This window comes from Ensifer sp. Root423, assembly GCF_001426275.1.
GTDB classification, from domain to species: domain Bacteria; phylum Pseudomonadota; class Alphaproteobacteria; order Rhizobiales; family Rhizobiaceae; genus Ensifer; species Ensifer adhaerens.
This window is the reverse complement of sequence record NZ_LMEG01000011.1, coordinates 15,948-28,999: the sequence shown is the minus strand read 5'-3', so window position 1 is coordinate 28,999 and position 13,052 is coordinate 15,948. Positions and strand designations below refer to the sequence as shown.

11 protein-coding genes are annotated in these 13,052 nt (G+C 62.6%); 4 read left to right on the top strand and 7 right to left on the bottom strand.

Annotated features, from left to right (window positions below; all coding sequences use genetic code 11):
- Positions 1-48: 48 nt before the first annotated feature.
- Positions 49-1,272, bottom strand: a complete 1,224-nt coding sequence (locus tag ASD01_RS12245; protein ID WP_051659222.1) for an acyl-CoA dehydrogenase family protein — start codon at positions 1,270-1,272, stop codon at positions 49-51.
- 91 nt (positions 1,273-1,363) lie between these two features.
- Positions 1,364-2,995 carry an ABC transporter substrate-binding protein gene (locus ASD01_RS12240; protein WP_034791602.1) on the bottom strand — a complete coding sequence of 544 codons (1,632 nt, stop codon included), beginning with the start codon at positions 2,993-2,995 and terminating at the stop codon, positions 1,364-1,366.
- A gap of 348 nt (positions 2,996-3,343) precedes the next feature.
- On the opposite strand from ASD01_RS12240, the gene ASD01_RS12235 reads away from it, so the two are divergent.
- Entirely contained in the window at positions 3,344-4,444 is a 1,101-nt protein-coding gene (locus ASD01_RS12235; protein WP_034791588.1) for an LLM class flavin-dependent oxidoreductase, read from the top strand.
- Positions 4,441-5,394 (top strand): amidohydrolase family protein, encoded by a 954-nt coding sequence (locus ASD01_RS12230; protein WP_060644055.1) that lies wholly within the window; start codon positions 4,441-4,443, stop codon positions 5,392-5,394. Before ASD01_RS12235 ends, ASD01_RS12230 begins: the two co-directional genes overlap by 4 nt.
- A gap of 88 nt (positions 5,395-5,482) precedes the next feature.
- On the opposite strand, the gene ASD01_RS12225 is transcribed toward ASD01_RS12230, so the two are convergent.
- The 5 genes from ASD01_RS12225 to ASD01_RS12205 are packed head-to-tail and all read right to left on the bottom strand — an operon-like array spanning position 5,483 to position 10,466.
- A complete protein-coding gene (locus ASD01_RS12225; protein ID WP_034791585.1) occupies positions 5,483-6,544 on the bottom strand; it encodes an aldo/keto reductase in 1,062 nt (353 codons plus the stop codon).
- A gap of 14 nt (positions 6,545-6,558) precedes the next feature.
- Entirely contained in the window at positions 6,559-7,503 is a 945-nt protein-coding gene (locus tag ASD01_RS12220) for an ABC transporter ATP-binding protein (RefSeq protein ID WP_034791583.1), read from the bottom strand.
- On the bottom strand, positions 7,481-8,479 hold the full coding sequence (locus ASD01_RS12215; RefSeq protein WP_034791581.1) for an ABC transporter ATP-binding protein: 999 nt from the start codon (positions 8,477-8,479) through the stop codon (positions 7,481-7,483). Before ASD01_RS12215 ends, ASD01_RS12220 begins: the two co-directional genes overlap by 23 nt.
- Before the next feature lie 2 nt (positions 8,480-8,481).
- Positions 8,482-9,480 carry an ABC transporter permease gene (locus tag ASD01_RS12210; RefSeq protein ID WP_034791579.1) on the bottom strand — a complete coding sequence of 333 codons (999 nt, stop codon included), beginning with the start codon at positions 9,478-9,480 and terminating at the stop codon, positions 8,482-8,484.
- Entirely contained in the window at positions 9,480-10,466 is a 987-nt protein-coding gene (locus tag ASD01_RS12205; protein WP_034791577.1) for an ABC transporter permease, read from the bottom strand. Before ASD01_RS12205 ends, ASD01_RS12210 begins: the two co-directional genes overlap by 1 nt.
- 300 nt (positions 10,467-10,766) lie before the next feature.
- On the opposite strand from ASD01_RS12205, the gene ASD01_RS12200 reads away from it, so the two are divergent.
- Together ASD01_RS12200 and ASD01_RS12195 are read left to right on the top strand one after the other, a co-directional pair.
- Entirely contained in the window at positions 10,767-11,804 is a 1,038-nt protein-coding gene (locus ASD01_RS12200; protein ID WP_034791576.1) for an ABC transporter substrate-binding protein, read from the top strand.
- 13 nt (positions 11,805-11,817) lie between these two features.
- Positions 11,818-13,050 carry an acyl-CoA dehydrogenase family protein gene (locus ASD01_RS12195; RefSeq protein ID WP_034791574.1) on the top strand — a complete coding sequence of 411 codons (1,233 nt, stop codon included), beginning with the start codon at positions 11,818-11,820 and terminating at the stop codon, positions 13,048-13,050.
- Positions 13,051-13,052 lie beyond the last annotated feature (2 nt).

Below are 13,052 nucleotides of genomic sequence, written 5' to 3'. Positions count from 1 at the left end.
GTCAGCAAGCCGACCAGACCGCAGGCGCTGCCAGACAGGTGTGTGCAGTCAAAACACCCTTCCTTCCCTCAGATGCGTGGTCGTGCCGTTCAGCAGGTAGTCGCCCAGCACACGCGACTTATGCAGGAGCGGGTTGTGGTTGAGAACGGTGCGGATGTTGCGCCAGTGCCGATCGAAGTTGTTGCCGCGCGAAGTCGCCGAGCCACCGCCGAGCTCGAACATGCGCTCAGCGCTTCGCAATCCGAGCTGGCCAAGAACAAGCTGCGCTCGCGCTGTCGTCAGCGCGCTCTCGATCAAGGCGTCCTCGATCTCGGCATCGTTGCTACTGCCCAAGGCGGCAACCGTCCGGTCGAGCGCAACCGCGGCGGCGGCAACCGCCGTGTCGATCGCGAAGGAATTGGCGGCGATTTCGCCGATCACCTGCTGCACGAACGGATCCTGATTGGCCGTTTCGGCGCTGCTGTGGGCGGCAGATCGCGCTTGGCTGCGAACATAGGCAAGGCCGTCCGAAAGGACGTTGCGCACCGCGCCGGCAGCACTTGCCGCCAGATGCAACTGGCGCAGCGTCGAGCAGTGGCGACCGACGAGATTGTCGAGGGCGCGCCGGGCCAATTCGTGCGGAAACACCTCGACATTGTCGAGGATGACGCCGCCGCTGGCGGTCAGGCGCTGCCCCATGCCATCCCAATCGTCAAGAATGGTAATGCCCTGCCGGTCGACCGGCAGGAGAACACCAACGGCCTGCCCCTCCTCGTCCAGCGCGCTGAACGAAGCGAAGTCGGCAAAGGCTGTTCCCGTGGCATACCATTTGCGGCCGTTGAGCCTGTAGGTGTCGCCCTTTCTGGCGATCGTCGTCGTCACCTGGCCGGGGCGAGCCGTGCCTTGCTCTGTATGGGCGCCGCCAAAAAGCTTGCCGCTCAGAATAAGCTCGACCGCACCGGCATCCCGCTCACGAGGCTCGCTGAGGATAACGTTTTCGACATAGTTGAAATGGGACCGGAGCGCGTGGGCGACGTTGGAATCGGCAGCACCGATCGCCGCGATCATCTCGATGTAATCTGCAACAGAACCGCCCGGCCCGCCGAGCGCCGCCGGGATGCGCAGGGTTCCAAGTTCCAGCTCGCGGAAAAGCTTGAAGGCTTCGAAGGGAAGTTGACGCTGCAGGTCTCGTTCGGACGCGCCCTTGGCGACTTCGGCCACGAAGCCGGGAATGCGCGCGAGAAGCTGCGCGCGTGTTGGGCGGGAAACAGTCAGCACCTTGGTTATCGTCACACGTCAACTCCGACACTGAAGAAAAAGAGAGTGCAGCCAGGGTCCGCTCCGGCTACACTCGCGCCTTCGACGACTACGTCGTCGAGATCATTTACGATTGCCCGTCGAGATAGATGCCTGCCCCATTGCTCCAGAGATGCTCGACGCCGAGCTTCAGGTTCTTTACCCGCTTGTCGTAGACGGTGATGACAGCCGGGGTGACGATGTCGAGCGTCGGCAGATCCTGAACCACCAGTTTCTGGAACTCGTTGAAGAGCTGCAGGCGCTTCTTCGGATCGATCTCGACGGCGGCCGTTTCGAGCAGTCGATCGACGTCCGGGTTCGAATACTTGGAGCCGTTGGTGAAGGGCACGCCCGGCTTGAAGTTCTTCGACCAGTAGAGCCGCTGAACACCGACGGTCGGGTCGTAGAGGTTACTCATGCCTTCAATGGCGATATCGAAGTCGCGATCGGTGAAGACGCGCTTGACGAAAGTCGCAAAGTCCTGGGTTCGCAGCTCTACCTTGATGCCCACTTTGGCAAGGGCCTGGGCGATGTATTCCGCGGTCTGCTTGGGAGGACCGGAAGGCTGGGTCGGATCGATGAACAGCTTGAAGCGGAAACCGTCGGCGCCCCGCGCATAACCTGCCTCGTCGAGGAGCTTTTCGGCCTTGGCCGGGTCGAACTCGTATTTGGGAAGGTCCGGAGTGTAGAACTTCGCGAGATCCGGGCTGACAGGCCCGTCGAGCCGCGTTGCATAGCCGAGGTAGACGGTATTGACGATAAAGTCCTTGTCGACCGCGTGCGCGATCGCATGGCGCACCTTGATGTCGGCAAGATACTTGTTTTCGAGATTGAACTCGGCGCGGGCGATGCTCGGCGAATAGGGCGCCGGATCGGTATCGACGACGAGGTTCGGGTTGGCCTTCAGCCGGTCGATGTCGGTGAGCGGCAGGTTGGCGGTCGAGACCTGCACCTCGCCGGTCTCGATCGCAGCGACGGCTGCCGCCGGATCGATGATGAAGCGGAAGATGATCTGATCAAGGTAGGGCTTGGGCGAACCCCAATAGTCCTCGTTGCGCACGAAAAGCGCATGGCTTCCGCGCACCCATTCGACGAACTTGTAGGGGCCGGTGCCGACAGGCGCGACGTTGTGCGGGTTTTCCGCAATCTTTGTGCCTTCATAGAGGTGCTTCGGGACGATTGGCGCCTCGAAGCTTGCAAAGGCGGTCAAAAGGTAAGGAGCCGGCTTGGCAAGGATCAATTCGACCTCATGCGAATTGAGAATATTGGCCTCCTTCACATGGGCAAAGGTCGCCCGACCACGTGGGTGGTTTTCCTTAAGCGCCAGGATCGAAAAGGCGACGTCTTCGGCCGTGAAATCCTTGCCGTCGTGCCAACGGACACCCTGGCGCAGCTTGAACCAGTAGCGCAGGCCATCTTCGCTGACCGTCCACTCGGTGGCGAGCAGCGGCTGAGGATTGAAGTCCTTGTCATAGGTGAGCAGGCTCTCGGTCGCCTTGCCGCTGATGTAGTAGGCAGCGCCGGCGCTATGGGCGATAAGGACAAGAACTGGCGGTTCGGTGCCGATGTTGATCGATACGCTGCCGCCGCGCGGCGGCTCGTCTGCCGCGAGCGAGGGCACCGGCAGCATTGGAACGGCAATCGCGCTCGCCAGCGCAACGGAGGAAAGGAGGAACGCGCGCCGCGTCGGCTTGAAAGTCCCGTTGTGTCTTGCTGTCATCTGAGTATCCCCTAGCAGGCGAAGCACAGGCAACGCCGATTTCTCCAGCACCCCTGTCAGGGTGTTAGCCAGACTTTATAAAATCTACTATATTTATCGAGATAGTGTAATTCTAAAGTCCAGGGCTTTTCTGAAAAAAGCTACTCACGCCGAAGCCTTTGCCGGACCGGCGATGTGCACGCAGACAGGATGAGTGTCTGTAAAAGCCGCCTTGGTGGAGAAAAGTTCCCGAAGGGCCCATCGCACGACAATCCATCCCAAGATCGGCGGGCAAAAAGCAATCGACAAAATACATATGATAAATAGATTATTGCGATCTGCGCGCCCAGCATTCTGAAGGAGTTCTCCATGCGTCCCGAATTCATCGGCCATACGTCCAACAGGGAAGGGTCCGACATCGTGCCGGCCTCCGGTCCGGTCATCGACAAGACCTATATTCGCAATCACGTGCAGGCCGCGGAGGCCGCCGGCATCGATCGTCTGCTGATCGGCCAGTTCGCGCAATGGCCCGACAACAACCAGATCGCCGCCTATGTCTTCAGCCAGACCGACCGGATCGGGGCGCTGCTTGCCCACCGGCCCGGCCTGATGGCCCCGACACTCGGCGCGCGCCAGCTTGCCACCCTCGATCAGTTCTCCGAAGGCCGCTTGTGGGTGCATATCATCACCGGCGGATCCGACACGGACCAGGCTCGCGACGGCGACTTCGAGGATCACGACACCCGCTATGCCCGCACCGACGAGTATCTGCAGGTGCTGAGGAAAGTCTGGGAGAGCGATCAGCCCTTCGATCACGAGGGGCGCTTCTACAGGTTCAAGGGCGCCTATAGCCAGGTAAAGCCGTTCCAGAAGCCCCGTATCCCGATTTCCTTCGGCGGTTCGTCCGATGCGGCGATCGCCGTTGCCGGTAAGCACGCCGATATTTATGCGCTCTGGGGCGAACCGCTCGACGGCGCACGGGAAACCATAGGCAAGGTACGCACAGCGGCGATTGCCAATGGTCGCGCGGCAGACGATATCCGCTTCACCCTCGCCTTTCGCACCGTCGTGGCTGAGACCGAAGACGCCGCCTGGGCAAAGGCGGCCGATATCCTCGAGAAGGTCAAGTCACAGGTCGCGCGCTCGGCCGGCGGCAACGGCGAGAAGCTGCCATCTAACGTCGGTTCTGTTCGCCTGCGGCAGGCCGCCAGCCGCGGCAAGGTGCTGGACAAGCGGCTCTGGACCGAAGTCGCAGAAGCGAGTGGCGCCGGCGGAAATTCGACAGCTCTTGTCGGGACACCCGAACAGGTCGCCGACGCCATCCTCGACTATTACGACGCGGGCGTTTCCAACTTCCTCGTTCGTGGCTTCTACCCGACAGAAGATACCGTCACCTATGGGCGTGATGTCGTGCCGCTGGTCAAAGCTGGCATTGCTGAACGCCAAGCGAGAAAGGTTGCCGCCGAATGACCGCTCCGCTCGATATCGTCGACATCCATGCCCATCTCTGGCCGCCAGCCTGGCGTCCCGGAGGCAAATACGAAAAGCCCGCTGGCGCATTTTCGCCGGAGATACATCGAAAGATCACGACGCCTCAGGCGCTGGTCGACGAACTTGAACAAGGCGGCGTGTCGCTCGCTGTGGTCACGGCGACGATCGAAAGCCTCTTCGGATTGGAGGCAAGCATACCGCTTGAAGCCGTCCGGGAGGCCAACGACTGGCTGGCGACGCTTTCGCGCGAGCATTCTACCCTCACCGGATTTGCCGTCGTCGATGCCTTTGCCGGCGACGAAGCGGCCCGCGAAGCCGAGCGGGCAATCGTCGAGCTCGGTCTTTCAGGACTGGTGATTGACAGTTCACGCGCCAGCAAGTTCATCGCCGATCCCGCCGTCCGCCCCACGCTCGAAGTTGCGGCGCGCCACAGGGTTCCGGTTTTCGTGCATCCCGTCGCCCACCCGGACGCCGGCGTTCTGATCGACGGCGCCGGCAATCTCGGCAACTCGCTCGGGCGTGGATTGATGAACGGCGTCGCCTTCCTGTCGGTCATCCAGTCTCCGCTTCTTGACGAACTGCCAGACCTGCATCTGGTCTTTGCAACGCTCGGTCTGGGCGCGATTGTCCAGGCGGCACGCGGCGGCATCTATGCTCGCTCTGCCAGGGAAGCGGGGCGACGGCCCAATATCTACTTCGACACGATGGGGCATGATCCGGACATCGTACGCACGCTGACAGGCTTTTTCGGCGCAGACCGCGTGCTTGCCGGCACGGACTGGCCAATTCTTCCTGCGCTCGATGCGGACGCGTTGCGGCAGAGCTTGGAGCAAGCGGGACTAAGCGATCAGGAGGCACGTCTCGTTGCTGGCGGCAACGCCCGGCGCCTTCTCGGCCTCAGGCACCAGCAGGCCGTAGCTGCGGAATAGTCACGCGCAAAACGAAGCCCCGGATCGATGATCCGGGGCTCTTTGCAACAGGATGGTACTGGTCGGGAGGTACCCAGCCAGGACCCTCTCAAGCGACGCGCTGCGAGCGGGCGAGCGGGATGATCTCGGCTTCGCCCGCGCCGGACCGCGGCTCACGGCCTTCGAGCGGGTGGCCCGGATCCGTGAAGCCCGGTGTCGACGGATGACCGGGCGCGACCAGGCGATCAACCAGCGCCTCGTCTTCCGCATCGAGCTTGACGTCCAGCGCGCGGATATAGCCATCCCAATGCTCTTCCGTGCGGGGCCCTGCGATGGTCGAGGTGATCAGCCGGTTGTTCAGCACCCAGGCGAGCGCGAAATCGGCGGCAGCAATTCCCTTGGCCTTCGCGTGTGCGGCAATCTCCTTGGCGATCGCCACCGATTCTTCGCGAAACTCCACGTCATGCATGCGCTTGTCGCCGCGTCCGGCGCGGGTATCGGCAGCTGGCGCTTCGCCGGGATTGTACTTGCCCGTCAGAACGCCGCGGGCGAGCGGGCTGTAGGACACAGCACCCAGTCCATAGGCTGCAGCCGCCGGCAGCTGCTCGGCCTCGGCGGTGCGGTTGACGATGTTATAGAGTGGCTGGCTTGCGATCGGCCGATCGATGCCGAGCTGGTCGGCGAGATGGGCGACTTCCGCAATGCGCCATCCCCGGAAGTTTGAGACCCCGAAATAGCGCAGCTTGCCGGCCTTGATCAGGTCGGCGATCGCCCGCACCGGCTCTTCGAGCGGCGCATCGAAGACGGCGCGATGAAAGTAGAGGATGTCGATGTAGTCCGTGCCGAGATTGCGCAGCGAGTTTTCGACAGTCTGATAGACCCATTTGCGCGAATAGCCCCCGAGGTTCGGCCCCTTCGCACGCGAATTGACGAACTTCGTTGCCACCACCCAATGGTCGCGGTTGGCCTTGATGCCGCGCCCGACCACCTCTTCCGACTTCCCGTCGTGGTAGACGTCGGCCGTGTCGATGAAGTTGATGCCCTGCTCGCGCGCCTTGTCGATGATGCGGAAGGCAACGTCGTCAGGCGTCTGGTTGCCGAACATCATGGATCCGAGCGTCAGCGGCGACACTTTGAGGGCGCTGCGCCCAAGATAGCGATACTCAACCATTCAAGTTCTCCATTTCAGTTGATCTGGTCCGCGACATGACAGGCCACCTGATGGCCCGGTTTGATGGCGCGGAATTCGGGTTCGGTGACGCGGCAGAGGTCCGTCGCCAGCGGGCAGCGGGTGTGGAACCGACAGCCCGACGGAATGTCGCTCGGGCTCGGCAGATCGCCGCCAAGGGGAGCCGCCTGCCGCGGCCGCGAGGGATCGGGAACCGCAGCCATCAAAGCGCGCGTGTAGGGATGGCGCGGGTCCGACCAGAGCGTCTCATTGTCGGCGCTTTCCACGATCCGGCCGAGATACATGACCAAAACCCGGTCGCAGAAATAACGCACCACAGACAGGTCATGGCTGATGAAAAGATAGGAAAGACCGAACTCCTTCTTCATCTCCACCAAAAGGTTCAGGATCTGCGCCTGGATCGACAGGTCGAGCGCCGATACGGGCTCGTCGCAAACGATCAGGTCCGGGTTGAGCAGCAGCGCGCGGGCAATGCCGATCCTTTGCCGCTGGCCGCCCGAGAATTCGTGCGGATAGCGATTGATGGCATCGGCGGGCAGCCCGACCTTGGAGATGATGCCGGCAACGGTGTCACGCCGCTGCGCTCGGCTGCCGGCCCTGTGCACGATCAGAGGCGCCTCCAGGATTTCACCGATCGTGTGGCGCGGATTGAGCGACGCGAAGGGATCCTGAAAGATCATCTGGATCGACTTGCGCACGTTCCTGAGCCGACCCTGGTCAAGTCTCGTGATGTCTTCGCCCTTGAATTCGATCCGCCCCTCGGTCGGATCGACCAGGCGCAAAAGCGTCTTGCCAAGCGTCGACTTGCCACAGCCGCTTTCGCCGACAAGCCCGACGGTTTCACCGCGCTCGACCACGAGATCGACGCCATCGACGGAGCGCAAGAGGCCGTCGCGCGTCTTGTAGTGTGTCTTCAGATCAGAGGCTGAGATGAGCGGCATCGGGCACGGCCTTGAGGGACGAAGTGAACGGGCAGGCAACGAGCCTCTCCGGCGTCTGAGCAATCAGCGGCGGCACCTGATGGCCGCAGCTCGCACGCGCCTGGCGACAGCGCGGCCTGAAGGGACAGCCGGCCTCGCCGGCCGCCGAGACGATCGACCCGGGGATCTCCGTCAAGCGGCCGCTCAGATAGTGAAGGTCGTTCTTTAGCCGTGGCGAGGCCGAAAGCAGCCCGCGCGTATAGGGATGCAGCGGATCGTTGAAGAGATCTCCGGGCAAGGCCTGCTCGACCTTGCGGCCGGCATACATGACGACGACCTTGTCGGCCCATTGCGCGACGACGCCGAGGTCGTGGGTGATCAACACCACAGCCATCTGAAGCTCGCGCCTGAGCGTGTCGAGCAGGTCGAGCACCTGCGCCTGGATCGTCACGTCGAGCGCCGTCGTCGGTTCGTCGGCGATCAGCAACTTTGGCCGGCACGCAACCGCCATGGCAATCATCACCCGCTGGCGCATGCCGCCCGACAGCTGATGCGGATAATCGTCGACCCGCTTTTCGGCGGCAGGAATACGCACGAGCTTCAAAAGTTCGATCGCGCGTTCCCGCGCCGCTCGACCTGAAAGCTTCTCGTGCACCTTCAGCACTTCGCCGATCTGCCGGCCGATCGACATGACCGGATTGAGGCTCGTCATCGGCTCCTGAAAGATCATGGCGATGTCGCGCCCACGCAGCTGCCGCATCTCGCGCGCATCGAGCCCCAGAAGATCGCGGTCGTCAAAGACGATGCGGCCGCTGGTCACCCGTGCTGCGCGCGGCAGCAACTGCATCAGCGCGAGCGCGGTCAACGATTTGCCCGAACCGGACTCGCCGACGATCGCCAGCGTCTCCCCCGCCCCCACCTCGAACGAGAGATTTCTGACTGGCTCGGCACGCGGAAAGCCGATGGTGAGGTCTCCGACCTGGAGCAGCGGCGCCATCGTCAACGATCCTGCGTGAAGCGGGGGTTAAGGGCATCGTTCAGCCCGTCGCCGATGAGATTGAGCGCAAGCACCGTAAAGACGATGGCGAGGCCCGGAAGGGCCGTCAGGTACCAGGCGGTCCGGACCAGTTCGCGACCGGTACCGATCATCGAGCCCCAGCTCACGACATTGGGGTCGCCGAGACCCATGAAGGAAAGTGCGGATTCCATCAGGATTGCGGTGGCGACCATGACCGATGACGTCACGATGATCGGTGGCAGCGCGTTGGGCAGGATCTCGCGGAAGATGATCCGTCCATGGCCAAAGCCGAGACTGCGGGCGGCCATGACGAAATCCTTCTCTCGGATCGCACGAAACTCGGCCCTGGTCAGCCTTGCCACCGTCGGCCAGGAAATGACGGCGATCGCAAGCGTCACCGTTGATGCCGAGGGTTGGACGATCGCGACCAGAACGACGAGCAGCACGAAGCTCGGCAAGGTCTGGAAGATCTCGATCAGCCGCACCAGGAGATCGTCGATCCAGCCGCCGAAGTAACCGGCGATCGCGCCGACGATCACGCCGAAGGTGAGACCGAGCGCTGTTGCCATCAGCCCCACGAACAGGGAAATGCGCGAGCCATGCAGGATGCCAGCGAGCACGTCGCGGCCGAGCGCGTCCGTGCCGAGCGGGAAAGCCGGATCCTGGCCCGGCCACAGGAACGGTTTTCCGACCATCGACAGCGGGTCGTCGGGATAAAGCACTGGAGCCAGCAGCGCGACGGCGATCACAAGCGCAAGGAAGGCCGTTCCGAACAGGGCATTGGGGTTGGCCAGAAAGACCTTGAGGGCCCTTCGCCCATTGGTAATGGCGACCGCAGTGCTCTGCTGGGAGCGCGCATCGGGCGCCTTTACGTTGGACCAGGACGGGCGCTCCGGCGCGGTAGCCTGCTCGCTCGTGGCAGGAGCGGCATAGGCGCCGCCCGTAACCGCTGGGAAAGCTCCGAAGTCGGTGGCGGACATCAGCGCGCTCCAATTCGAGGGTCGAGCCAGGCGTGGACAAGGTCCACCGTGGCATTGGCAATGATGACGAGAAGTGAGGACAGAAGCAGGATGCCGAGGAGCACGGTGAAATCCCGGCCCATGACCGCCTCGAAGGCGAGCCTGCCAAGGCCCGGCCAGCTGTAGACGGTTTCCACCACCACGGCGCCGCCGAGCATGCCGCCGATGTGCATGCCGGCCATGGTCGTGATCGGGATCAACGCGTTTCGCAAGATATGCCTCGCGGTGACGCCATAAGGCGTCAGCCCCTTGGCATAGGCAGTGCGGACAAAGTCCTGGTTTTTGACTTCGAGCATGGCGGCGCGCGTCAGCCGCGCATAGATCGCGACGTAGAAAAGCGCGAGCGACGTTGCCGGGAGCACCATGTAGCGGGCCTTGTCGAAGAGCGCCGGGAACCCTTTCAGCTGGGATCCGATCGTGCCTGCACCCCCGGTCGGCAACCAGCCGAGCTTGACCGAGAAGAGCACGATCAGCATCAGGCCGATCCAGAAACTCGGGATCGAATAGAAGAGCAGCGAGAAGATCGACAAAAGCCGATCGGGGATCCGCCCCGCAAACGTCGCCATCAGCGATCCGAGGATGACACCGAGGACGATCGCGATGACGAGTGCCACCGCCATCAGCGTCAATGTTCCGGGCAGGCGCTGCGCAATCAGGTCGGCGACCGGCATGCCGTAGCGCGGGGAAAATCCAAGGCTGAATTGCGCGAGGTTGCCGAGATAGGTGGCCAATTGCTCGAGCACCGGACTATCCAGGCCGAAGCGGGCTCTCAGTGCCGCAACGCTTTCTTCGGTCGCCGAACCCGCCTCGCCGGCAAGCACATCGGCCGCGTCGCCGGGAGCCAGCTGCAAAAGGAAAAAGTTCAGGATCACAATTCCAAGGATCGTTGGAACTGCCTGCAGAAGCGTTCGTCGAAGCGTTCGCGCAATTCTGATCAGCACCGGCATCGATGTCGCCTCTCCGTTTGGCTGTCCGCCAACAGCGAACCTTCACCTCGGCCTGACCTTGTCGCCGCGGATGATTTTTATAGTTGACTAATTACATAGGCTTTGTCAAATCTGTTTTAGTAATTTCACCCTGAGAGTGACCATTAGCAGGAACGTCATTCCTACAATATGTCGTGAACGGCGCCAGTCTGGGAAATCTAATCCGAAATCAGTACAGCTAATAGCAATGACCGACTAGGAAGAGCCACTCCAACGAAAAACGCTTCCCGGCACACCCCATCGAAGACAGCGGAGAACCTCGTGACAAAAAATGCCATCTCGCAAATCTGGTACACGCGCTGCCCTGTCCCGACACCCGTGGGGCTCGCCACCCAGCTCGGCCTGCTCGACAAGGCGTTTGCCACGGAGGGCATTACGCTCAACTCGATCATCGACAGCAAGGACCGCTCCGTCCGATCCAGCCACTTCGATCACCATCTCGATTATTCGTTTCGCCATGGCGGCAACGTCCCGCCGATCCGCGCCCGCTCGGAAGGCAACCCGACGCGGCTCGTCGGCATCACCTGGACCGACGAATTCCAGGCCATCATCACGTTGCCCGAGACCGGGATCAAAACGACGCGCGATCTTGTCGGCCGGCGCTTCGGCATTGCGCGCCGACCACCCGGTATCGTCGACTTCATGGCAGCTACGGCGCTGAAGGGCCTGGTTTCCGCTCTGTCTCTCGAAGGGCTCACGCCCTCCGATGTCGAGATCGTCGATATCCCGCTTTCCGAAAGCGTTCTTGATGGCAGGGAGGGCCCGCAGCTCTACGGCCTCAGAAACCGGCAGGCCTACGGGCCGGAAGCGGCCGCACTGCTGCGCGGTGAGGTGGACGCGATTTATGTCAAAGGCACGCCCGGTATTGCCGTCGCCAATCTCTTTGCGGCTCACACGGTCGCGGAATTCGGTTTCCACCCGGACCCGAAGATCCGCATCAATTCCGGCTCCCCTCGGGTGCTGACCGTCGACGAAAGGCTCGCTGAAGATCGGCCCGATCTCGTCGCCAAGCTGATCTCGACCTTGAAACAGGCCGGCTCATGGGCCGAAGAGCACCCCGACGAGGTGCGTCGCTTTGTTGCCCGCGAAGTCGGCGCCTCAGAAGAGGTCGTGGCTGCGGCTAACGGTCCGGATCTCCACAAACATCTCGGCATCGGCCTCGAACCGGAACTCGTCGCGGCGATCGGACACTACAAGGACTTCCTGCATGAATGGGGGTTCCTCGCGAGCAACTTCGACATCGACCAATGGGTCGACCAGCGCCCCTGGGCGGAACTCGACGCCCGCGCTGTCGCCTGAACGAGTAAAGCAGATGACCGACCCCACACGTTTCGAACCGGTGATTGCCACGGCCGAAGAACTCGGAAAACGCTTCGCCCTGACAGCACGCCACTATGATGAAACTGGCGAATTCCCCTTCGCCAATTTCGACGCGCTGCACGAGGCGGGGCTGCTTGGCCTGGTCACAGCGCTCGAACACGGGGGCCTCGGCGGTGGACTGACGGAAGCGCTGGCGGTCGTCTCGGCAATCGCGCGTGGAGAGCCATCGACTGCTCTCGTTCTTTCGATGCACTACAATCAGCACTTTTCGGTGCGAACCTCAGGCAAGTGGCCGCCCCACCTTGTCGAGCGTGTCACCCGGGCCAATCGCGAGGGTGTCGCGCTCATCAATGCGGCACAGGTGGAGCCGCGCGTCGGTTCGCCATCGCATGGTTCCTTGCCCGAAACGATTGCCCGCCGCGTTGGCGATCAGTGGCGCATTACGGGCCACAAGACCTACGCCACCGGCATCCCGCTCTTGCGCTGGGTGGCTGTGCTTGCGGTTACTGACGAGCCTGAGCCGAGGCTGGGCTCATTCCTCGTTCCGACATCGGCCGATGGCATCCGCGTCGAAAAAACCTGGAACGCAACGGGCATGCGAGCAACCAACAGCGACGACCTGATCCTCGACGACGTCGCGATCCCGCTCGCCGATGTTCTCGACATCGCGCCGGCGAGCGAAGGCCTGAAACGTGACGAGCGCATGGGCGCCTGGTATTTCTCACTGGTCCCCGCGATCTACGACGGTGCTGCCCGCGGGGCACGCGACTGGCTGATCGAATTTACGACCTCGCGCGCACCGGCAAGCCTCGGCGCACCGCTCTCCACCGTTCCCCGCATCCAGGATGGCCTTGGCGAAATCGAGGTCTTGCTGACGGTCAACCGCCGGCTCCTGCGCTCGATCGCCGAGGATTTCGATGCGGGGCGCCCCTTCGGCGCCGATGCCGCCGCGGTCAAACACACGGTCATCGCCAACGCGATCACCGTGACGACCCTTGCGCTCGAACTGGGCGGTAACCCCGGCATCAGTCGCGACAATCCGTTGGAACGCCATCATCGCGATGCGCTTTCCGGCAAGGCGCACGCGCCGCAAAACAACCTGATCCGGACGATGCTTGCCAAGGCTGCGTTCAGCCGGCATGCCGCAACACCTGCGGTTGCGCTCGAGCCGGTCCCCGTTCGACCTCCCCAGCAACCTCGTCTTGCCGTCGTCGGCGGCCGCTAGGA